Origin of the sequence: Mycobacterium hippophais (genome assembly GCF_027529605.1) — a bacterium.
In the GTDB taxonomy this organism is placed as follows: domain Bacteria; phylum Actinomycetota; class Actinomycetes; order Mycobacteriales; family Mycobacteriaceae; genus Mycobacterium; species Mycobacterium arseniciresistens.
The window spans coordinates 479,558-502,352 of the sequence record NZ_JAPZPY010000003.1 but is presented as its reverse complement, the minus strand read 5'-3'; the positions used below and the strand labels follow the sequence as shown (position 1 = coordinate 502,352).

The window sequence follows — 22,795 nt, the reverse complement described above, 5'->3', positions numbered from 1 at the left end:
AGAGCATCACACCGACGCCCGGCCGGCGACAGCCCGTCCACTACGTCAGTTTTCGCTGATTTTGCCCCTGCGATCTTTCAGTGCGCCTCATAAAGGATTCCGCGGCCGACCGCCTCCCGCACCACCGGCAGCGCGGCCGCCGCGAGTGCATCGGCCTCGACGCCGTGGAACGCGGCCAGCAGCTCGATCAGCGTGCCGAGCGGCACCTCGCCGCGGCAGCCCGCCAGCAGTGCCCGGGACACCTCATCGACCCCGAGGACCGCGGCGGGCCCGCCGGGTCTGCGCACCGCGGCGCCGACCACCTGCCAGCCGTCGGCGCCGGGCAATGAGTGCTCCTCGAGCAGCACCGGCGCCGTCGTGAGCCGGACCGCCAGCAGCTGCTCGTCGGTGGTGTGGTGCAGGTACTCGCGGCGTGCGAAGAACGCCTCGACCTCGGGGCCGGTGAGAGCCTCGTCGGCGCCGGTGATCTCCTCGAGCACGTGGTCGGGCGGGCGGCGCTCGCCGGCCCGCGGCGCCCGCAGCGTGATCATGCCCATGCCGATCCCGGCGATGCCCTGGTCAGCGAACCAATCCAGCCACTGGCCGCCGCGGCGCGCCGCGTCCTCGGGCAGCTCCCCCGCATCCGAGGTCCACAGCGAGACGTAGCTGACCGGGTCGGCGAATTCCCGCTGCACGACCCAGGCGTGCAGGCCGGTGCCGGCCAGCCACCCGCGCACCCGGTCGCGCCACGCCCCGTCCCCGCCGCCGTCACGCACGATCCAGTTGGCCATGATCTGCGCGGTGCCGCCCGGCTCGAGGTGGTCACCGGCCTGTTCGACGAGCGTGCGGCACAACGCGTCGCCGGCCATCCCGGAGTCGCGGTACTGGTAATCCAGCGCCCCGGCGCCCACCACGAACGGCGGATTCGACACGATCAGGTCGAAGCGCTCACCGGCCACCGGTTCGAACATGCTGCCCTGCCGCAGATCCCACGACATGCCGTTGAGGCGCGCGGTCGCCGCGGCCAGCGCGAGCGCCCGCGCGTTCGTGTCGGTGGCGACGACGGCGTCACAGTGCGCGTCGAGGTGCAGTGCCTGGATCCCGCACCCGGTGCCGAGATCGAGAGCCCGCCCGACGGGTGTGCGGATCACCGCGTGGGCCAACGAGACCGACGCGCCGCCGATGCCGAGGACGTGGTCGCGGCGCACCGGTCCCGGGCGCACCGCCGCATCCAGATCCGAGACCACCAGGAAGTCGCGGGCACCGTCACCGTGCGGCCGGATGTCCAGTGCGGCGCGCAGGGTTCCGTGCGGCGTGGACTCGAGCACGCCGGCGGCGACCACGGCATCGACGCCGGCGGTGGGCAGCGCGAGCGCGACGCGGTCGCGGGGTTCGTCGGCCCCGAGCAGGAACAGCCGCACCAACACGGCGAGTCGTTGCCGGTCCGGCCCGGCCCGGTCGATGGCGCGCAGCGCCGACCACCACAGTCCCCGGCTGAACGCCGCGCCCGCATCGGCGCCCAGCAGGTCGGTCACCCCGTCGGTGGTGTACTCCGCCGCCCGCATGTCGGCCGCGAGGGCGTCGACGACAGCGGTGTCACGCAGCGGGGCCGAGGACCCCGTCAAAGCAGCGTCGCCTGCTCGGGTTCGGGCTTGGCGGGTTCGATCAGCTCCGGGCCGTTGTTGCGGACGCTGTTCACCAGCCGGGACACCTCCCGGATCTCGATGCGGTCGAGGTCGCCGTGGCCGCGCAGCAGCCCCTCGTCGACCGGGGCGTCGGGGTCGAGCCAGCGGTCCCAGTCGGCGCGGCTGATGGTCAGCGGCATCCGGTCGTGGATCTCGGCCAGCGGGCCGGCCGCGTCGGTGGTGATGATCGTGCAGCTGAGCAGGGGCGGTGCGTCCTTGGGCGCCTCCTTCGGCCGCCAGGTGGACCACAGTCCCGCCATGTACAGCAGCTCCCCGTCGCCGCCGTACATGTAGAACGGCGTTTTCGCGCCCTTCTCGCCCCGCCACTCGTACCAGCCGTCCATCGGCACCAGGCAACGCTTGTTCTTCGCTGAGTTGCGGAACGCCGGCGAACTGGTCACCTTCTCCGACCGCGCGTTGATCAGCAACGGGCCCTTGTTGTCGGGGGCACCGTCCTCGGTGGTCTTCACCCATGGCGGGATCAGGCCCCACCGCATCAGGCGCACGCGCCGTGTCGACTCGTCCTCGGGGTCGGTGTGCCGCTTGACGACCGTGCTGATGGTGGTGGTCGGCGCGACGTTGAAGTTCGGGCCGCCGGTGTCCTTGGCCGCCGACGTGGCCTCGTCGATCGCCTCGATCTTCTGGGCGAGCAGCGCGGGATCGGTGGTCACGGCGAATCGTCCACACATGCCTCCGATACTGGCAGAAGACGCCGACAGCATGGCCGGCAGAACGGGATCCGCGCCGCGACGGTCCGGGTGAGCCTTTGGCCGCCGGTCACCGACAGGGCAGGATGGTGAGTCGTGAGCAACTGGCCGGCACCGTCGACGCCCAGCCCGGTCCATGCGACGGTCACCGTTCCGGGCTCGAAGTCCCTGACCAACCGCGCACTGCTGCTGGCGGCGCTGGCCACCCCGCAGGGTTCGTCGACGGTCAGCGGCGCGCTGCGCAGCCGCGACACCGACCTGATGATCGGCGCGCTGCAGACCCTCGGGGTCACGGTGGAGCCGGTCGGCGGTGACCTCACCGAGCTGGTCGTCGGCGGGGCGATCGCACCCGCCGCCGGAGCGCGGGTGGACTGCGGCCTGGCCGGCACCGTGCTGCGTTTCGTGCCCCCGCTCGCGGCACTGGGCACGCAGACGGTCACGTTCGACGGCGACGAACAGGCTCGCGCCCGACCGATCGCCCCGCTGCTCGACGGATTGCGAGCCCTCGGTGTCGGGGTCGACGGCGACGGCCTGCCGTTCCAAGTGTCGGGCGGTGGTTCGGTGGCCGGCGGCACGGTGGAGATCGACGCGTCGGCCTCGTCGCAGTTCGTCTCGGGGTTGCTGCTGTCGGGCGCGGCGTTCACCGACGGCCTGACCGTCGTTCACACCGGTGAGTCGGTGCCGTCGGCGCCGCACATCGGGATGACGGTGGCAATGCTGCGTGACGCCGGGGTGGAGGTCGACGACACCGAGCGGTTGCGCTGGCGGGTGCGGCCGGGCCCGGTCGCCGCACGGCGGTGGGTCATCGAGCCCGACCTGTCGAACGCGGTGCCGTTCCTGTCGGCCGCGGTGGTCAGCGGCGGCGCCGTGCGCGTGACGGGGTGGCCGCAGCTCAGCATCCAGCCGGCAGGCGTCATCCTGGCGATCCTGCAGAAGCTCGGGGCGACGGTCCGCCACGGCGATGCCTATCTGGAGGTGCAGGGCGGCAGCCAGTTCGGCGGGTTCGACGTGGACCTGCACGAGGTCGGCGAACTGACCCCCACGATGGCCGCGCTGGCGGCGCTGGCCACCCCGGGTTCGGAGTCGCGGCTTCGCGGCGTCGCCCACCTGCGCGGCCATGAGACCGACCGGTTGGCGGCGTTGTCGAACGAGATCAACGGCCTCGGCGGGCGGTGCGAGGAGACCGACGACGGCCTGGTGATCACGGCCGTTCCGCTGCACGGCGGCACCTGGCACTCCTATGCCGACCACCGGATGGCGATGGCGGGCGCCATCGTCGGCCTGCGCACACCGGGCGTGGAGGTGGAGGACATCGCCACCACCGCCAAGACGCTGCCGGAGTTCCCGCAGCTGTGGGCGGACATGCTGGCCGGCCAGACCATCGGGCCCGAGGCAGGTAGTTGAGCCCTCGCGAGTACGACGAGTCCGACGTCCGGATCAGACCGGGTCGGGGCTCGCGACCGCGGACGAAGACCCGCCCGGACCACGCCGATGCGCGCAACGCGATGGTGGTGACCGTCGACCGGGGCCGATGGGGGTGTGCGCTCGACGGCGATCCGGACCGCACCGTGACCGCGATGCGGGCACGCGAACTGGGCCGGACGCCGATCGTCGTCGGCGACGACGTGGACGTGGTGGGCGACCTGAGCGGGCGGCCCGACACCCTGGCCCGCATCGTCCGCCGCAGCGAACGCCGAACGGTGTTGCGTCGCACCGCCGATGACACCGACCCGACCGAGCGGGTGGTGGTCGCCAACGCCGACCAGCTGCTCGTGGTGGTGGCGCTGGCCGATCCGCCGCCGCGCACCGGCTTCGTCGAGCGGTCGCTGATCGCCGCGTACGCAGGCGGCCTGCGGCCGATCCTCTGCCTCACCAAGTCCGACCTCGCCCCGCCGGAGCCGTTCGCCGCCCAGTTCGCCGGGCTGGACCTGACCGTCGTGACCGCCGGTCGTGACGATCCGCTCGACGTCGTCGCCCCCCTGCTGACCGGCGCGGTCACCGTGCTGCTCGGCCACTCCGGGGTGGGCAAGTCGACGCTGGTCAATCGACTGGTGCCGGACGCGCACCGGGCGATCGGCGTGGTGTCCGGCGTCGGGAAGGGCAGACACACCTCGACCCAGTCGATCGCGTTGCCGCTGGCCGAATCCGGCTGGGTGGTCGACACCCCCGGGGTGCGCTCGTTCGGCCTGGCGCACATCGCGCCCGAGGACGTACTACTGGCGTTCGCCGACCTGGCCGAGGCCATCGCCGACTGCCCCCGTGGGTGCCGCCACATGGGGCCGCCCGCCGACCCCGGGTGCGCGCTGGACGCCCTGACCGGACCGGCCGCCGACCGGGTGAGCGCGGCGCGCCGTCTGCTCGCCGCCCTCAAGGACGCCTGACCCAGTTCGAACCCGGGGGAATTCACAGCGAGCTGACAGCCCGGTGACGGATGCCCGGCGGGGTGTGCGCGGTTGCCTCAGTGGGCACCCCGTCAGCAGACCTTGACCCGATCCTGAGGAGATCCTCCTGTGAGCACTGTTCCCACCATCTCGCTGAACAACGGCACGCACATCCCGCAGCTGGGCTTCGGGGTGTACCAGATCGAACCGGACGAGACCGCAGGCGCGGTCCGCACCGCGCTGGAGATCGGCTACCGGCACATCGACACCGCGGAGATGTACCAGAACGAGCGGGGCGTCGGGCAGGGCGTCCGCGATTCCGGCATCGACCGCAGCGAGGTGTACATCACCAGCAAGCTGAACAACGGCTTCCACCGGCCCGACGACGCGCGCCGCGCCTTCGACGGCACGCTGGAGGCGCTGGGCTTCGACTACGTCGACCTGTTCCTCATCCACTGGCCGTTGCCGACCCTCTACGACGGTGACTACGTGTCGACCTGGCAGACGCTCGAGGAGTTCAAGAAGGACGGCCGCGCGCGCAGCATCGGGGTGTCGAACTTCCAGATCGACCATCTCGAACGGCTCGCGCGCGAGACCGAGACGACTCCGGTCGTCAACCAGATCGAGGTGCATCCGTATTTCACCAACGACGCGGTCCGGGCGTACGGCAAGGAGCACCACATCGCGACCGAGGCGTGGTCACCCATCGCGCAGGGCAAGGTGCTCGACGATCCGGTGGTCACGCGGATCGCCGAGGCGACGGGCAGGACGCCGGCCCAGGTGGTGCTGCGCTGGCACATCCAGCGCGGCGACATCGTGTTCCCGAAATCGGTGACGCCCGAACGCATCAAGCAGAACTTCGCGCTGTTCGACTTCGAACTGGGCGAGGCCGACGTCGATGCGCTCAGCGCGCTCGACAACGGCGAGGACGGGCGGCTGGGCCCGAACCCGAGCGAATTCGACTACGTGCCGGACTGACCCGACGGGCGCGCGACCCTCGGGCTGAAGGCCCCGTGGTAACTCATCGGTACGTGAAACGGCAGCCACGCTTCTGCGATCGGTCCATCGTCGAGACGGGGTGCCTCGAAGATCATCAGCCGACTCCGATGCCGGCCTTCGTCATATCCGACTGTGAGGATCCATCCGTCGTCTTCTGCGGTCCCTCCGGGGCGCGGCACGAACGTCGGTTCCACGAGGTACTGCCCGGGCGAACAGTACCGCTGTGCATCGCCCGTGCGGTGATCGACTCGCGCGATGCCCTGCCCGCGGAATCGCCTGGGCTGCTGGACCGCCACATAGGTGAAATGGTGCTGGGCCGTGGACCGGCGCTGGTCGATCTGCGGGAACTCGCAACCGAAGTCAGTCAGCGGCTCCGCCGTGACCCGGCCCGTCGGGGAGATTCTGAAGCGGGTCAGCACGACGGCGTCGCTGTCGCCCGAGCGGTTGATCTGTCCGGTGCCGGATCGGATGTGGGCGGTGTAGCGCTTCATCCCGAGGTAGGTCTTCGGGGCGAAGCGCGGCAGCTCGACCACGACGTCGTCGCCGTCGTCATAGGCATTGGTGAAGTGCCAGTGGAAGAACGGATCGGTTTCCGCGATCCGCACCGGTCCGCCGTCACGTGGCGCCAGAACGAAGTACGCCGGTACGTCGGCGCGGAAGTCCATGGCGTCCCAGAAGGAATTGCGGCCCATCAGTGCCATGGCGTTGATCCGTAGGGGCGACAGTACGAATACGGCGTACCGGGCGGTGAGGGCCATGTCGTGGATGATGCCCATACCCGGCAGAGGCACCGAACGCAGGTATCTGGTGACACCACCGGCGTCGGTTTCGTAGAGCCGCAGGCGTACCCGCGGTACAGCCTCGCCGAGGACTTCGCGGATGCGGCGGCGCCGCTCACCGCCGCGGGTGCCACGCAGTGCCCACGGCAGGTCGATACGCGGAAAGTACGGATCGAATCCGAAGTTGATCTTGGTATCGGCGACGGGGTCGTGGGAGTAGTGAGCCGAGTACGCGCCGACGGGCCCCTTGAGAGCGCCGCACAGACTGGTGAGGCCGATCGTATCGAGCGTGTCGAGGTCGAGCTCGTGTGGTCGGCCACCTTCCCAGAGTGCGAGCAGCCGGTCGGGATTGACCATGACGCTGGTGTTGGCGGTATTGGCGGGTAGACGAAACGCACTGGCCAGCGATCCGCCAGGCCGCTGGGAACTGAATCCGCGATCCACCACACGGCCCGCCTCGGTCGAGCGCACATAGTGGCGCGTACGCACGAACTTGTTGCGGAATCGGACACCGGTGCCGTCCAGGATGAACGCGCTGACCATGCCGTCGGCGTCGTAGATCGATTCCACCCGCGACTCGCCGACGGTCCACCGTCCAGAGCCGTTGCGGTACAGCGTGCCGACGAGTTCCTCGGGAATGCGGCCGTCGACTTCGGTGACGGGAAGGTCGAACTCCCCGGCGATGTCGTCCCAATAGTGCGACGGCTCCGTCGCGTCCGGCGTGGCGCCCGACTCCCCGAAGGTCATATTAGACACTCTGTCTTTTTCATCGCCCCTTGTCAATGGCGGCGATGTCCTCGTTGAGGAACGGCAGCGCCGATCCGCCGTCCCAGCACAATGTGGTCAGGTACTCGACCAGGCCGGCACGAGACATCGCCCCGGTGCGGCACCACCATTCCGCGGCCGCGACCGCGGATCCGACGATGGCACGCGACCACGGCGCCGCGGCGGGGCTGCGCTCATCGGTGGCGAACGCGGACGTCAACATCACCTCGACCGCCGCGGCGAGCTGTTCGAACACGCCGGTGGCCGGATCGCCGCTCAACGCTCGGTGCATGTTCGGTTCGTCGCTGATCCATCCGCAGATGACGTCGAAGAACAGCGCCATGCGTTGCCGGAGGTCGGTTGATCCGGCTGCGCGGCGCGTGATCTCGCTGAGCAGGCGGGCGGCGGTGCGCTCGCTCAGCGCGGCGAGCAATGCCTCCCGGTTGGGATAGATCGCGTATACCGCCGAGCGGACGAAGCCCGCTTCAGCGGCTATGTCGACGAGTCCGACCGACGGCCCCTTGGCGCGGATGGCCCGTTCGGCGGCATCCAGCAGCGCCGCTCGCCGCTGCGCGGGATCGACTCGTGACCCGGCCGGCCGACCACGACCACGCCTCTGCGAGTTCACACCTCGAGCCTACGAGGCCATGACGGGTCGAGCGGCGTTCTCATCGGGCCGATGCCGACGCTCGTGCGGCAGGTCCGTTGCACGGCGCCGACCGGCGGGGGCCGGCTACTCCAGCCGCCTGATCAGCCGTGAGGTCAGCGCCTCGCCGACGAGTTCGAAGATGTTCCTTACGGGCCGCCACCGACCGCATCGTGCCAGTGCGCGCATGAACACGGTCATGATCGTCACGAATCGGTCGGCGACAGGGTGACGAGGTATCTGCAGGTAGTCGATCACCGCCGCAGCGAACCCGGGCTCACGCGGAAGTCCTCCGATGACAGCGCGCCGCGCGAGTGCATGGACGAACGGGAGCGGAACGCGAACGCCGAGAATACCGTCCCGGGCGCAGCAGAGGAACCACTCGTGGGCCAACCGGGTACCGACGGGATCCGATGACGTGATCATGGTGTGTTCGAGCAGCTTGCGGTTGACGACCTCTTGCTCATCGAGGTCACCGAGAAGGAATTCGAGCGGACCGCCGAGGAGGTAGGTGATCCACTGCCAGACCCGGGTGATCGCCTCGATCTCCTGAGCTGACGCGGTCGCGCCCACGCTGAGGTAGACCTGCGGGACGAATGAGGCGAAGACATAGGAACCACCGGCTATACGCAACGCGCTGACGGGAACTCCGACGCGGTAGTCCCATTCGGCGGTGCGGGAGATCCCCATCCGCACCCGAGAATGGATCAGTCGGATACGCACCCATTGTTCCCATGCGCGTCCGCCCGGCTTGAGTGCCTCGACATCGTTGACCGAAGTGACTCCCCGCAGAGTCTCGCGAAACCTCTTCACCTGCCCTCCGTTGCGCCTGAGACCGCCACCGAAGTCGAGGACGTGCGCCACATTCGGGTCGGCGTAGGTGAATGGCAGAGCACCGGCGACGAAGTACGGACCGGCGAAGAAGTTGCGACGATTGAAGCCGGCCACCATGCGCATCGCCTCGAAGTCGAGGAATGACGGTACATGATTGATGTTGCGCCACAATGCCTCAGCGGCCGAGTCACCGGCCGCGCGCAGGGTGCTCAGGGCGGCGAAGTCGTCTTCTCGGTCTAGACCGGCAGCCTTCGCCGCCAGCAGGAAATCCTCCGACAACGGGTCGCCGACGAAGTTCAGGGCTTCGATCTCATCCTCCGACAGCTCGGCCCCGGCCACGATCTCCGACCGCACAGGGTCGGACAACCGGCGCTCCCACGCGGCGATTCGTGCACCGAGCGGCCGATCCTCCGTCGGCCTGTATCGCAGCCACTCGAGCGGCTCCCCGTCACTGCGCCGCACCCGATTGTGTGCGTCCATGTAAAACCACCTTCCTACCGCGGTCGCCTGCGCTGCAGTGGCCGCGGTAGCGGTGCCGCAGCGGCGGATTCAGTTGTGGGACCCGGACGGCAGACTCAGCCGGCGCCCATGCGGTCAGCGAGTACAGCGACGCCCTCACCTGCCAGTTCACCGAGGACTGAGCCGCGTCCGACGATCGCGAGCGCCAGAGCCTCACCACATCCGCTCACTTCGGGTCCGTCACCAGTCGACCAGTCCAGGTCGGTTGCGGTGAATCGCAGCCCCGCCATGAAGCGTCGCGGGTGCGCGAACCGGTTGGGCTTGTCGAGGGTGTGCCGTAGCCGCGCGGCGTCGACGGTGCGCGGCGCGTCCAGTGGACGCCGAATGTCCTGGTGGTGCACGACAAGATCCGCCAGGACTCCGGCGGGTGTCACGCGGCTGATCCAGCCTCCGTCGACGGTGGAGGCCAGATCGTCGAGCAGCTCGGCGGTGGTCACGTCCTTGGCGGCGTCGACGTAGTGCTGATTCACGCGGTCGGGCGACCGGTACCGCGCGCCCACCAGTAAGTACCTGCGAATTGAGATGTTGTCCCAACACAGGTGTGCCACCACGTCCCGAACCCGCCAGCCCTCACACAACGACGGCACCTCCCACTGCTCGGCAGACAATGTCTGGAGGAACTCCAGTAGTTCACTGCGTTCGTCCGCAATCATTTCGCGCAGACTCACCCACACCACCTCTTCGATTCGAGCACTCTTCGCCGGTGCGCTTCCCTCACTTCGCCACGCGTATTGTCACGCAACCGATTTCACCGCCTTCATGATCGGGTCCCAAAATCCCTTCGGCATGGGATAGGGCGCGTAGAAACCGACTCTGGTGAAAATCTCGCCGTACCGATCGATCAGCGCGGACGCGACGTCGTCAGGTGATGCGACGATGGCGAACGTGTGCAACATCTCGTCGGTGATCAGCTCGGCCATCTTCGCCCATTCGCCACGTTTCGACCGGCGGTGCAGTTCATCGCCGACGTGCTCCCACCCGTGCAGTTCGAGCACCGGTCGATAGGCGGGTGTCGATCCGTAGAAAGCGATCTGCGAGCGCACCGCCAGGTCTGCGACGCGGCACTGGAAGTCGTTCTCGCCGGTGACGATGAACGGGAAGCCTGAGATCGTGTAGCCGTCTAGCCCACGCTCACCGCGGTCTGTCCGCCCGTCACCGAGCGCCGGCACGGTGACCTCGCGCAGGTACTTCTCGGTGGTGAATCCGTGCACCATGAATCCGTCGGCCACCTCGCCCGCGACGCGGGTCATCCGCGGGCCCACCCCGGCGACCAGGATCGGTGGGTTGCCGTGCGGGTTGGGTCCGGGATTGAAGAACGGAGGCATGAGGGTGTGGCGGTAGAACTCACCGCGGTGATCGAGAGGCTCACCGGTCTCCCAGCTGCGCCAGATCGCCCGGATCGCCATCAGGTAATCCCGCATCCGGTCCGCTGGGCGCGACCACGGCATCGAGAACCGTTCGACGACGTGGGTCTGCACCTGCGAGCCGACCGCCAACACAAACCGGCCGCCCGAGTACAACTGAAGGTCATTGGCGGAAATCGCCAACGACATCGGGTTGCGCGCAAACGCGATGGCGATCGCCGTGCCCACGGTCATGGTGTTCGTTCTGTCGGCCGCCAGCGCGAGCAGCGGGAAGGGGTCGTGGCTGATCTCCGGCGCCCAGGCGCCGTCGTAGCCCAATGCCTCCGCCTCGGCCGCCCGGTCCCAGTCTCCCGCTTCCCCGGTGAGCACGACGTCGACCTTCATCGGGGCGGCGCTGCGGCGCGACGGTCCCCCGAATCGGCGCCGCAACGACCATCTGGGGCTCATGTCGTCAACTCCCTGACCTCGACATCGGCGGCAGGCCACGGTCGCGCGCGCTCGATCTGCGCCGAGAGACCGATCAGACTCGGCTCGTCGCCGAGGCGGCCGACAAGTTGGACGCTGACAGGCAATCCGTCTGCGTCCACGCCTGCCGGAAGCGCCGCCGCGGGATGGCCGGTGAGATTCCAGAGAGAGGTGAACGCCGCCAGCGGCCGTGACCCGATGAGGTGGCGCAGCGGGCCGCCACCGTCGAGGGCGCCGGCATGGGGAGGCCGTTGCGCCAGTGTGGGTTCGAGCAGCACGTCGACGTCGTTGAAGAGAGTGTCGACCTGCGCGGTCATGCGGTCGCGGGCAATGGCGGCCAGACGCAGCACGGCCGGTGTCACCCAGCGACCCAGCCGGTAGGTCGATCGAGTTCGCTTCTCCAGCAACCCGAAGTGTTCCACGGAGTCGGCCGCCTCCCGGATGCCCGCAAGGAAGTGCGGCAGGAAGGCCGGTCCCGGCTCGGGCAGTCGGACGTCGATGGGCGTCACGTCGTGACCCAGATCGGCGAGCAACTGCGCGGTGGCGCGCACGGCGCGGACGTGTTCCGGGGCGACGGCCGTTGCGGTTCGGCCCAGCTCGGTCAGCCATCCGATACGCAGGCGGCCGGGGTCGGTTCGGGCTGCGACGGTGAAAGAGGTCGGAGGGTCCGCGAGCATGTACCGGTCCTGGGGGGTGTTGCCGCGGATGACGTCGCCCACGACGGCTGCGTCGAGGACGGTCCGGCTGATCGGGCCGATTGTCGCCAGCCCCGACCACATCGCGGTCCGCGGTGCCGACGTCACTCGGCCGCGGGACGGTTTGAGTCCGTAGACCCCGCAGCACGCCGCCGGGATGCGGATGGAGCCGCCGCCGTCGCTGCCCAGCGCCACCGGGACCATGCCGCTCGCCACCGCCACGGCGCTTCCCCCACTCGATCCGCCCGCGGTACGCGAGCTGTCCCAGGGGTTGCGGGTGATGCCGCCGTGTGTGGTTTCCGTGTACGGCCACTGACCGAGCTCCGACATCCGCACCGTGCCGACGATGATCGCTCCCGCGTCTCGCAGCCGGCGCACGACTTCGCAATCCGCGCCGGCGGGGGTGCTGTTGGCGACGGTGCCGAAGGCGGTGACGCATCCCGCGACCGCAAGGTTGTCCTTGACGGCCACCGGCACGGCATGCAGCGGACCGCACGGCCCGCCGTTGTTCGCAAGCTCGTCGAGACGGCTCGCGTCACGGTAGGCCTGCTCGGCCAAAACTGCGGAGAATGCGTTGAGCAGCGGGTCGAGATGCGCGATGCGGTGCAGCGTGCTGCGGACGATCTCGGTCGCGGTGATCTGCCCGGCAACTGCCCGCCGGGTGAGGGCGACGGCCGTCCACTCCCCCACTGCGTGGAGTTCGGCGGCATCGTCAGGCGGCGGCACTGTCACCTGCCCGCGTCGGTGGCCGGTGGTCTTCACCGGTCATTCGGTGCCGTTCGGAGACGGCCGAATTCGAAATCCGTCATCGACAGGTTGCGCGCCTCGTGCATCGCCTGGGTCATCGAGGTCGGGCGGTACACCGACGACACACCGTGCTCGTCGAGGAAGTAGGTCTTGGCGGCGCGGCAGCCGGTGGTGTGAGCGAATGATCCTTCCTGGCGCGCGATCATGCGATCGGAGAACCGTGCGGCCGCTTCCGCGGTGACCTGGAAGCGGGTGGCGCCTTGTCGTTTGGTCTCCGTGATCATTCGAACGATGATGATCGCCGCCCGCTCGACGATGGAACAGTGCGACGGACCCGCCCAGCTGTATCTGCCGCACACGATGAAGTTGTTCGGCATGTCCGGCAGCAGGAGACCCTGGAACTCCGCGGCGTCCGGAGTTCGCTCGTAGTAGTCGGCGAGCTCGAAGCCTCCGGCTCCGCGCAGTGGGCTTCCGCGCCGGCCGGTCGAACTGGCCGCCATGCGGAAACCGGTGGCCAGCACGAGCACGTCGAGCCGATGGTGCTCGCCGTCGACGGTGAGCAGTCCATGGGCGTCGGCGCGTTCGATCGGTTGGGTCACCAGAGAGACGTCGGGCCGGTCGAATGCAGCGTAGTAATGGTTCGAGATGGTCGGGCGTTTGCAAACCATGGGATAGGTCGGCAGCAACCCGCGTCGCGTCTCGGCGTCGCGGACCTGAAGTCGGATGAAACCTCGTATCAGAACGTGTCCCGCCCACAGGAATCTCTCGAGCCGCGACCCGTGCGTGGCGAGCCATCCGAAGTAGTTGCCCACCAGGCAGGTCAGCACCGCGAACAGCGCCGCATATAGCCCCGGGACCCGGGTCAACAGCCAGCGAACTGGACGCGGGATCGGCAGATCGGGCTTGGGGAACACCCAGGCCCCTCGCCGCTGGAACACGGTCAGGTGCCCGCCGCTGCGCGCCAACCGGGGGATGATCTGCACTCCGGAAGCACCGGTCCCGATGATCCCGACCCGCTTGCCGGTGAAGTCGTAGTCATGGCGCCACTGCTGAGAAAGCATGACGTCGCCCTGAAAGTCGTCGAGTCCGGTGATGTCGGGCCGCCGTGGCTCGATGAACATCCCGTCGGCGGAGACGGCGAAGCGGCTCGTCAGTTCGCCGGCGTCGCCCAGATCGTGGCGCCACAGGTGATGTTCCTCGTCCCAGGTTCGGGACTTCACCTCCGTGCCCAGGCGCGACCGGTCCCGCAGCCGGTACTCCGCGACGAGGGCGTCGATGTAGGACTTGACTTCCTCGCCCTTCGGAAAAACCCGCGACCAAGGATGTTTGGCGAATGAGAACTGATAGAGCAACCCGGGGATGTCGGCGCCGACGTCGGGGTATCGGTTGACGTGCCAGGTGCCGCCGAAGTCGGATTCGCGATCGATGATGACGAAGTCGGTGAGGCCCGCCCGCATCAGTGCGATCGCGATACCCACACCGGCGAGCCCGGCGCCCACGATGGCCACCTCCACGTCGGGCTGTCGGCCGGGCGCGGTGCGTGACGCGGCCGAGTGTTCGCCGGACTCGAGGCCGGGTGCGCTGGTCACAAGCGTTCCTTCATCGAAGGTGCCGTCGCCTTACGGTGGTGCCCGATCGTCGTGGGTACTCCGCCGCGCACCGAGGTGGACATGTGGAAGTGGCGTTGTGGTCGCCAGTCATCAGGGACCCGGAAGGTGAACCGGTACAGCGCTTTCGCCAAATAGAGCACGCCTTCGACGTTGGCCATGTTGGCGCCTATGCACCGCCGCTCCCCGATTCCGAAGGGCAGGTAGGCGTTGCGTTCTATCGGATCCTCGAACCAGCGCTCGGGCCGGAAGAGCTCTGGTTGCCTCCAATACCGGGGGTCATGCTGCATCGCGTACGGGCTGCACAGCAGCACCGATCCGGCCGGGACGAAGTATCCGCCGAGTACTTGATCGGCGATCGAGTCCCGTGAGTAGTAGGGCAGACCCTGCATGCGCTGCGCTTCGTCGAAGCATGCGCGCAGGTAGGGCAGGCGGTCCACGTCTTCGTGACGAGGTGTTCTGCCGAGTGAGGCAGCCTCGTTCTGCGCCTTGATCATTGCCTCGGGATGAACGGCCAGGAGCGCGAACGTCCACGCCAGCGCCGCGGCGGTCGTCTCGAAGCCGGCGAACACGAAGGTGAACATGTGGGCCACCAACTGCCGTTCGGTGAGCGTGGAGCCGTCGTCCGAGGTAGCCCGTCGCAGCACGGCGAACAGGTCATCTCCCCCGGCATCACCGGTGTCGGTGTGGCGCACCAGCAGATACATCAAAGCCATCAACGGTGTCGCGCGGGCGTCTTTCGGGAACGACAGCAAATAGCGCAGCGGTGCAGGCAGCCAGAACCACGCCCATCGGGTCGCGGCACCCTCCGACGCCGAACGGAAATGGCGGGCGATGCGCCGGTACTGCTTCTCCGGCAGCGCACGGTTGAGAATCGTGCGCAGCATGACGTCGATCGAGGCGTGCGACACCATCTGCTCCATGTCGACCGTCGTGCCGCCCTGGGCGTAGAACGCCAGCCTGTCGACGTGGGTGTCGAGGACGTCGTCCATCGTCACCAGCACCGCCTTCAGCCCGGCGACGCTGAAGAACGGCGTGGTCAGTCGGCGTATTCGGCGCCACTGGATGCCTTCCATCACCGGTATCGGTGTTCCCGGAACGGGTGCCATCGCGGCGTTGAGCATCGCCCCTTTACAGTGCTCGCCTGCCCTTCGCACGAAGACCTGGCCGACCAGTTCGGCACTGGTGATGAGGTACACCGCCCGCTTCCCCGGCACCGGCAGTCTGACGAGGTCGCCGTAACGGCGGGCGATCTCGGGCGCGAAGTCGAACTTGTCGCGGGAAATCCGGTGCGCAACACCGAGCCACGGCAGTCCGCGCGCGACCGGCGGTGGCCGGTGGCACCAGTGTTCGGGTCTGGAAGCCAGGTCCGGCGGGGCCGGAGATTCGCGGTCGGCCGCCGACGCCGGGCATCGCCTGCGCGGGTTGCGATCCGGTGCGGTCACGTCACACGGCCGTCCTGCAGTGTGATCACGCGGTCGGTCTGCGCGGCAGCATCCGGATTGTGGGTGACCATCACCACCGCCCGTTCACCGTGGGCACCTGCCGGCACCTGCGCGAGGAAGGCCAGAATTGCCGCGCCGGTGCGGGTGTCGAGGTTTCCCGTCGGCTCATCGGCCAACAGCAGGTGCGGGTCCATGATGAGCGCCCGGGCGATCGCCACGCGTTGCATCTGCCCACCGGACAACTCCGACGGCCGGTGATCGATTCGATCGGCCAGTCCGAGCTGGGTCAGCAGCTCCGTGGCCTTCGCCTTCGACGAGCGCAGCGACTGCCCGTCGAGCAGCCGTGGCACCGCGACGTTCTCCCATGCCGACATGGTGGGGAGGAGGTTGAAGAACTGGAAGATGAAACCCATCCGGCGGCGGCGCAGTTCTGCGCGTTGCCGGTCGGTCATGACGCCGATGTCTTCGGAGTCGAGCTTGACCGTGCCCGAGTCCGGCGTGTCCAGCGCCCCGATCAGGTGCAACAGCGTGCTCTTCCCCGACCCCGACGGACCGACGATCGATACGAACTCCCCCGGATCGACTTTCATCGTCACACCGTCGAGAGCCTGGATACGTGCTCCACCGACATGGAAGCCTTTTGATACGTCATGTACTTCGAGCACAGCGTTTCCTTTCGCGGCTAGCTGGTCGCCAGAGCGCGGATGATGTCGATTCGGGCCGCGCGCACGGCGGGAGGTATGCAGCCCAGTAGCGTCAGGAGCAAAGCCAACGAGGCGAAACCGACTGCGCTGAAACCGGGTTGATAGGGCACGTCGAAGTTGAGGATCGTGGGCGTCGCCATGTCGTAGAAGTATTGCGACGCGAGGCCGAACAGCAGGCCGACCGCACCGCCGACCAGACCGATGCCTGCTGCTTCCGCGACGACCATCTGCAGGACGGTGCGCCGGCTCGCGCCCACCGCGCGAAGCACCGCCAATTCACGGCGTCGTTGCAGCACCGACATCGTCAGTGTGTTCAGCAGGGCGATCGCTGCGATCACCACGACGATCACCCACATCGCATTGGCGATGGCCGCCACCTGATCCAGTGCGGCCTCGGAACTACGCAGGGCTTCGGCGCCGGAGAAGACGTGGACGCCTGCGGGGGCGAGCATCCTGATTGCGTCGAGGACGCGAGCGTCGTCGGTTCCCGCCGTGGTGTAGACCTCGAGCAGCGTCGAGCCCGGCAGATCGAACCACGACTGCAACTGCGGCAGGCTCATCCCGATCACCCCGTTGACCACGGACAGGTACGGGATGAGTTGCAGTACCCGCACCTGCTTCACGCCGGTGGGCGTCTGCAGCGCGAGGTCGTCGCCCGCGGACACCCCGAGCGACCGGCCGAGTGCCTTGCTCAGCACCACACCGTCACCGGCCAGCAGCGGGCCGCGGTGTTGATCGTCGGTCAGTTCGTAGATGGGACTGTGCGTCCCGGTGGCCAATCCGTTCATCGCGATCCGGACCCCGTTGACGCTGCCGAACGCGACCCGTCCGTTGACGACGCGGGCCACCCCGGGAAGCTGGGCCGCCTGCGCGGCGACGCGTTCGGGCAGCGGCGCTCCGGCGGGGAGTTCCGTGGACGGGTTCGACGACACGAAGACCGGAGTCTGGTCATAGGACGACATCGAGCCCTTGGCAGCGGTGATGGTGTCATCGTTCGCGCCGGTGATCGTGACCGTCATCGCCACCGCGATGACCACGGTCATCAGTGTGGCCCAGACCCGCATCGTCGAGCGTTCGACGGCGGCGGCGGCAAGCCGGCGGTAGCCACCCCCGATCCGTGCGACAGCAGCGGTGGTCGCGACGAGGTGCGGGGTCAGACCCACACACAGCGCGATACCGGATCCGAAGAACAGCGCGATCGCCAACGCGGCGAGGATGAGGTTCTCCGTCCCGGCACGATGGATGGCCACCGCGCCGCCGAGCAGCACTGCCCACGACCCGATCGCGCACAACCGCAGCCATCTCGGCGGCCCGGCCTCGGTCGCCACCTCGACGGGGACCAGCGCGTGCAGCGGTGAGACCCGGTAGATCTGGTAAGCCGCGACGGCAGCTGCCGCCAGGGTCATGCCGACCGACATGATCACCGCCGCGGGTGCCGCGTACCACGGCAGGGTGTATTCCAGACGCAGGTTGGTCGACTGCACGAGCGCGGTGGGCAGACCGGCGACGACGAAGCGTCCCACTGCGACACCGACAGCGGCGCCGGCGACGCCGCCGAGGGCTCCCAGTGCAGCCGACTCGCCGAGCAAATTGAGGATCAACGTTCGTCGCCTGCCACCGATCGCCCGCAACATCGACAGCGCCGGCCGCCGCTGGCTGATGGCGATGGCCATGACGGTGTAGATGAGGAAAGCGGCGACGATGAAGGCCACACCGGCACTCATCAGCGTCAGGTACTGCAAGATTCTGATGCCGTTGCCGGTCTGCGCGACTCGCTCGATCGAATCGCCGACGACGGCTCGGCCCGCCACCGTTGTGGCCACCGCAGCGCGCACCGTTGCGAGGTCAGCGCCCGGTTCGAGTGCGACGAGCACCGAGTCCACACGCCCGGGCCTGCCCGTGATCCGCTGGGCCTGGGCCAGCGGCGCCATCACGAAGCGCCCCTGATTGACCCGTTCGGCGCTCCTGTCGTCCAGTGCAGCCGCGACCGTCAATTCGTGGTCTCCGACGGTGATCGCCGATCCGGGCGCGCCGCCCAGCGCAGGACCGATGAGAACACCGCCCGGTGTGTTCATCAGCGCGGCGAGGTGACGTTCGCCCGCTCGGATCAGCGGGCTGGTGAGCTCGGTTCCCGAAAGATCGGCTCCGATCAGCATCGCCGGACCCGCCGAGGTGTTGACCTGAGTTCTCATCAGGGGTGCAGCCACGGCGACACCGGGTGTGTCCGAGATGGCCTGCTGTAGTTGCTGGTTGAAACCGGAGTCGGTGATCCCGGACACCTCGATGGGCGCGTTGCCGCCGACGGTGTCCGCGACTTGGCGCACGGTGCCCGACACCGATCCCGAGATGCCCACCATGGCGACCAGGAAAGCCGCGGATATCGCCATGACGGTCACCGAGGCGATGGTCCGGCCGGGATGGGCCCACAGTTCCCGCAGGCTGAAGATCCGCAGCCGGTCAACGACGGTCAGCACCACCAGCTCGCCCGATCAGCCCGTGCACGCCGGCGACTGCAGACTCGCATTGGCGAGTTGCTGGCACGCCCACGCCTTCTGCAGCTTCCACCGGCCGTCGCTGGCGACGAACGGTATCGTGACCTTGCCCTCCACCGGCTTGCCCCGCACGAGCATGTCGGAGCTGGCGTGCACCACACCGTCGCCGACGTACTCGGTGCCGGTGACGGTGATCTTGACGCCGTTCTCGACCGAGGCCTGTTTGAGCAAAGTGGGCAACTGCGGATCGATGTCGGAACCCTCCACGGCCGCGATGCGCACCGCCTCCGAGGTCGACGGGTCCAGGCCGATCATGAAGCCGGCGTTGAGTTCGCCCGGCGAGGGGACTGGGATGGGCGGGCCGTCACCGGCGACCGTGCTGGTGGTCTGCGCCTGCACCGGAACGGCCGGCTCCTGCCGGTCCTGGCATCCCAGGAGAAGGCCGACGAGGCATGTCAATCCGATCGGGAGCCGCGCAGCCCTCCAGAGCCGATGACGATCCATGGTTCCTCCTAGGGGGGTCATGTGGCCGGTGTCCGATTTGCCCGGAACGGCAGCAGTCGGGTGACGGCGCGGTGCAGGTCGGTCACCGCCCGGCGGCCGCCGCCGAAGGTGACCGGCGGCCGCGCCGGTGCCGGAAGAATCTGTCGCAGAATCGGATCGGGACACCCGCGACGTTGCCACTCCCGCGGGTATCCCAACGACACTTCTTCGAATCGGACACCGTCGAAGTAGTCGGTCCGGCGGATGTGCAGATGGCCGTATACCGCGCACGCCACGTTGTACCGCCGATGCCAGTCCTCGGTGCGCACGGTGCCGCACCACATCGAGAACTCCGAACGCAGCAGCATCCGGGTGGGTTCACGCCGCAACGGATAGTGGTTCACCAGCACCAGCGGCATCTTCGGGTCGACCGTCGCCAAGCGCCGAACTGTGTAGTCCACCCGCGCGGCACTCCACTGCGCGACATCATCGTACGGATGTGGGTCGAGAAGGTGTTCGTCCGCCGCAACGGCACGGTGCCGTTCGGCGAGCGCGAGCCCCTCAGCGCGGTCGCGCGCTCCCGCGGGCAGGAACGAGTAGTCGTACAGCAGGAACAGCGGGGCGACCACGGCTGGCGCGGCGGTCCCTCCGCCCGGCCACACCGGGAAGTCGTCCTCGGGCGTCGTGATGTCGAGGCGGCGGCACAGGTCGACGAGATGCCGGTATCGGTCCTCGCCACGCAACCGGACCGGATCTGTTGCCAAAGACCATAATTCGTGGTTTCCCGGCACCCAGATCAGCTTCGCGACACGTTCCCGCAACAGCTGCAACGTCGCAACGATGTCGGCCATCTTCTCGCCGACATCACCGGCGACGATGAGCCAGTCATCGGGTGAGTGCGGCGTGATCGATTCCACGACATCGCGATTGCCCCGGTGGCCGATATGCAGATCCGACACCGCCAGCAGCGCGCCCATCACCGCGCCCCGGTGGCCGGTTCGGTGACGACGTCGAGCAGAGCGGCGGCCGCCGTGCGCCGCACCTTGCCCGAGGAGGTCTTCGGCACCTGGCCCGGTCCCACCACCAGGACGTTCTTGGGCGCGATGCCGACCTCCTCGAGGACCCGCAGGGTGATCGCCTGCCGCATACGCGCGACTTGGTCGGCGTCGGTGTGTGCACGTGACTCGACGACGACCGCGAAGTGTTCCCGCTCGTCGACGGTGATGCGCACCGCTGCGGCGTTGCCACTGCGGACACCGTCGATCTGACCGGCGGCCCACTCGATGTGGGTGGGGAACAGTTTGCGACCGGCGACGATGATGGTGTCCTTCTTGCGGCCACAGATGACGATCTCGCCGGCGTCGGTGAGGTATCCCAGATCGCCGGTGGCCAGCCACCCGGTGCTGTCGCAGGCGTCCTGCCAGCCGTCGACGGTGCGAAAGCGTTTGGTGACAGCCCCGCCGCGGATCTGTAGCTCGCCGACGCTGCGCGGTGGTAACCGGTCTCCGCTCTCGTCGACCACCCGGACACCCATGCCAGGCACCGGCCGCCCGAGCACCACCATCTCGCGCCTGCGATACCCCCCTTGCAGGGGCGCCACCGCCGCGTACCCGTCGCTCTCCAGCCGGTCGACGTCGATGGTCTCGGTGGGGATCGGTGACCCCGGGTGTGTCCCACAGATGCCCAGGGTCGCTTCGGCCATTCCGTAGCCGACGACGAACGAGGTCTCCCGCAGCCCGAACCGACTGCCGGCGTCGACGAGCCGGCGTAGTGTCCCCGCGTCGATGGGTTCGCCGCCGCTGACGACGATCCGCAAGTGTGACAGGTCGAATGCGCCCCGGTCGGCGGTCGCCAGCGTGCGTGCCATCACCGCATAGGCGAAGTTCGGCCCACCGGTCATCGTGCCGCGGTACTCGGTGATCAACTCCGGCCATATCGACGGTGTGGTCAGGAAGTAATCCGGAGAGACGGTCACGACGTCCATCCCGGACTGCATCGGCCCGGCCATGAAGATGTTCATCCCGAGGTCGTGGAACAGCGGCAACCAGCTCACGAGCACGTCTGACGGTTCGACGCCGTAGACACCGGCGATTCCGGACCAGTTCTCGAACATGCCGCGATGGGTGATGGCCACGACCTTCGGCGTGCCGGTCGACCCCGAACTCAATTGCAGCAGGGCATCGGCTTCCTCGTCGCAGGACACCGCGGCGATGGGCGAGCCGCCGTCGAGGTCATCGACGACGGCGGTGACGACCCCGGCGTCCCGCAAGGTGGCGGCCAGATCGACGAATTGTCCTCCGAGAACGCACAGTCTGGGATCGAGCACACCGACCATGGCGAGGGTGGACTGCACCCACGCCTGCAGGTCGGCGCGGGGCGTGGGTTGCTGCAGCATCGTGATCGCCGCACCGCGCATCCACACCGCCTGCACCAGCGGCGCCACCTCGGACGGGTCGCTCACCAGCGCGGCGAGCCTGTCGCCGGGCCCGACGCCGCGCTCATGCAACGCCCCGGCGATGTGCTGGGCGCGATCCCGGACGTCCGACCACCCGAGGTGCGTGTTCCGCCCGTCCGGCCGGACGACGCGCAGCCCCTTGCCGGAATTCTGCGCTGCTGCAGCGATCGCCTCGCTGAATCTGCTCATCGCAGGCCACCTACCGTCGCCATCCGGCCCTCGAACGCGACGTCGTCGACTCGCCTACCTCGCGGCCCGTATGAGCGTTCCGCAACGGTGTAGGTTCCGTCCTCGCGGATGAGAACGACGGTGCTGCAACGTGTGCCGTACAGGGAGTTGGACACGAATCGCGCCGAGAACATCCGGTGCAGCGTCGGCGGAAGCCCGCCCGCCGACCCACCATCGGCTGGCACCGGTGTCCGGTCGGACAGCATCGTGAAGTAACTCTCGATGCTGCCGGTCGTGGTGGCGACGGTCGCGGCGAACGCTTCCAGACCGCGACGGGCCTTGAGCGAGGCGGCACCTTCTGCCGCGGCGCCCTCGTCGTTGACGGCGTGGGGTTCGGCATCGTTGCCGACAGCGTGGAAGCCCGGATCGAGTCGCCGCGGCGAGGACGTCGACCTGTTGCCCGCCCACCACAGGTCCCGCAGGTCGCACACCAGGAGCTGGTAGCCGGGCAAGGCCTCGTCGGCCGCGGATGTGACGCGATGTGCGTACTGCTGGGGCGAATCCCGGTTCTCGCAGAGGAAGTCCCGGACGATGCCACCCCGCGATCCGGCGTCCGGCCGCGCTTGGCCGCCGTCGTGGACGTTGGTGATCGCCGCGAACCGGTACTCGGGGTCGTCGCGTCGCAGACCCAGCCAGATCCCCGGCCCAGCAGATCCGCAGTCGAGGTCGCGGCCTGCGATGAGACCCGGAGCCTCCGGCCATGTTTGCAAGGCTGTCGACCGCCGGACATGGTATTCGTCCCGATTGGCCGCGACGATGAGTCGGTAATCCGGATGGGCGCGCCATCCGATGAGCACCAGGCACACGATGCGAGAA

General features: G+C 68.4%; 19 protein-coding genes. 3 read left to right on the top strand and 16 right to left on the bottom strand.

Annotated elements, in window-relative coordinates; genetic code table 11:
- Positions 1-77 precede the first annotated feature (77 nt).
- A complete protein-coding gene (locus tag O6P37_RS10925) occupies positions 78-1,544 on the bottom strand; it encodes a DUF7782 domain-containing protein (RefSeq protein ID WP_269894174.1) in 1,467 nt (488 codons plus the stop codon).
- Positions 1,545-1,600: 56 nt separating this feature from the next.
- On the bottom strand, positions 1,601-2,353 hold the full coding sequence (locus O6P37_RS10920; protein ID WP_269894065.1) for an SOS response-associated peptidase: 753 nt from the start codon (positions 2,351-2,353) through the stop codon (positions 1,601-1,603).
- Between the two features lie 114 nt (positions 2,354-2,467).
- On the opposite strand from O6P37_RS10920, the gene aroA reads away from it, so the two are divergent.
- From aroA to O6P37_RS10905, 3 genes are all read left to right on the top strand, one after another.
- Positions 2,468-3,775, top strand: coding sequence for a 3-phosphoshikimate 1-carboxyvinyltransferase (gene aroA / locus O6P37_RS10915; protein ID WP_269894064.1), 1,308 nt, complete (start codon positions 2,468-2,470; stop codon positions 3,773-3,775).
- The gene (gene rsgA / locus O6P37_RS10910) at positions 3,772-4,752 is read left to right on the top strand and encodes a ribosome small subunit-dependent GTPase A (RefSeq protein ID WP_269894063.1); all 981 of its coding nucleotides are present in this window, start codon (positions 3,772-3,774) and stop codon (positions 4,750-4,752) included. Before aroA ends, rsgA begins: the two co-directional genes overlap by 4 nt.
- 129 nt (positions 4,753-4,881) lie before the next feature.
- Positions 4,882-5,730 (top strand): aldo/keto reductase, encoded by an 849-nt coding sequence (locus O6P37_RS10905; RefSeq protein WP_269894062.1) that lies wholly within the window; start codon positions 4,882-4,884, stop codon positions 5,728-5,730.
- Here the strand turns inward: O6P37_RS10905 and O6P37_RS10900 are convergent.
- The 14 genes from O6P37_RS10900 to O6P37_RS10835 form a co-directional block, all read right to left on the bottom strand.
- The gene (locus O6P37_RS10900) at positions 5,715-7,277 is read right to left on the bottom strand and encodes a carotenoid oxygenase family protein (RefSeq protein ID WP_269894061.1); all 1,563 of its coding nucleotides are present in this window, start codon (positions 7,275-7,277) and stop codon (positions 5,715-5,717) included. The two genes, O6P37_RS10905 and O6P37_RS10900, sit on opposite strands and share 16 nt — an antisense overlap.
- Positions 7,278-7,296: 19 nt before the next feature.
- Entirely contained in the window at positions 7,297-7,923 is a 627-nt protein-coding gene (locus tag O6P37_RS10895) for a TetR/AcrR family transcriptional regulator (RefSeq protein ID WP_269894060.1), read from the bottom strand.
- Between the two features lie 105 nt (positions 7,924-8,028).
- A complete protein-coding gene (locus O6P37_RS10890) occupies positions 8,029-9,114 on the bottom strand; it encodes an oxygenase MpaB family protein (RefSeq protein WP_269894059.1) in 1,086 nt (361 codons plus the stop codon).
- A gap of 236 nt (positions 9,115-9,350) precedes the next feature.
- Positions 9,351-9,962, bottom strand: a complete 612-nt coding sequence (locus O6P37_RS10885; protein ID WP_269894058.1) for a maleylpyruvate isomerase family mycothiol-dependent enzyme — start codon at positions 9,960-9,962, stop codon at positions 9,351-9,353.
- A gap of 66 nt (positions 9,963-10,028) precedes the next feature.
- Entirely contained in the window at positions 10,029-11,105 is a 1,077-nt protein-coding gene (locus tag O6P37_RS10880; protein WP_269894057.1) for a TIGR03617 family F420-dependent LLM class oxidoreductase, read from the bottom strand.
- Positions 11,102-12,544 carry an amidase gene (locus O6P37_RS10875; protein WP_269894056.1) on the bottom strand — a complete coding sequence of 481 codons (1,443 nt, stop codon included), beginning with the start codon at positions 12,542-12,544 and terminating at the stop codon, positions 11,102-11,104. The genes O6P37_RS10880 and O6P37_RS10875 overlap by 4 nt, the downstream gene beginning before the upstream one ends.
- Positions 12,545-12,576: 32 nt before the next feature.
- Complete coding sequence (locus tag O6P37_RS10870; protein WP_269894055.1) at positions 12,577-14,154, bottom strand: flavin-containing monooxygenase; 1,578 nt, start codon at positions 14,152-14,154, stop codon at positions 12,577-12,579.
- Positions 14,151-15,617 carry a cytochrome P450 gene (locus O6P37_RS10865; RefSeq protein ID WP_269894054.1) on the bottom strand — a complete coding sequence of 489 codons (1,467 nt, stop codon included), beginning with the start codon at positions 15,615-15,617 and terminating at the stop codon, positions 14,151-14,153. The genes O6P37_RS10870 and O6P37_RS10865 overlap by 4 nt, the downstream gene beginning before the upstream one ends.
- Positions 15,614-16,282 carry an ABC transporter ATP-binding protein gene (locus tag O6P37_RS10860; protein ID WP_269894053.1) on the bottom strand — a complete coding sequence of 223 codons (669 nt, stop codon included), beginning with the start codon at positions 16,280-16,282 and terminating at the stop codon, positions 15,614-15,616. Before O6P37_RS10860 ends, O6P37_RS10865 begins: the two co-directional genes overlap by 4 nt.
- A 17-nt stretch (positions 16,283-16,299) precedes the next feature.
- Positions 16,300-18,795: an FtsX-like permease family protein gene (locus O6P37_RS10855; protein WP_269894052.1), complete on the bottom strand. Its 2,496-nt coding sequence runs from the start codon at positions 18,793-18,795 to the stop codon at positions 16,300-16,302.
- 15 nt (positions 18,796-18,810) lie between these two features.
- On the bottom strand, positions 18,811-19,317 hold the full coding sequence (locus O6P37_RS10850; protein ID WP_269894051.1) for a hypothetical protein: 507 nt from the start codon (positions 19,315-19,317) through the stop codon (positions 18,811-18,813).
- A 17-nt stretch (positions 19,318-19,334) separates the two neighbouring features.
- The gene (locus O6P37_RS10845) at positions 19,335-20,276 is read right to left on the bottom strand and encodes a metallophosphoesterase family protein (RefSeq protein WP_269894050.1); all 942 of its coding nucleotides are present in this window, start codon (positions 20,274-20,276) and stop codon (positions 19,335-19,337) included.
- Entirely contained in the window at positions 20,273-21,940 is a 1,668-nt protein-coding gene (locus O6P37_RS10840; RefSeq protein ID WP_269894049.1) for a long-chain-fatty-acid--CoA ligase, read from the bottom strand. The genes O6P37_RS10845 and O6P37_RS10840 overlap by 4 nt, the downstream gene beginning before the upstream one ends.
- Positions 21,937-22,785 (bottom strand): NRDE family protein, encoded by an 849-nt coding sequence (locus O6P37_RS10835; RefSeq protein WP_269894048.1) that lies wholly within the window; start codon positions 22,783-22,785, stop codon positions 21,937-21,939. Before O6P37_RS10835 ends, O6P37_RS10840 begins: the two co-directional genes overlap by 4 nt.
- Positions 22,786-22,795: the final 10 nt, after the last annotated feature.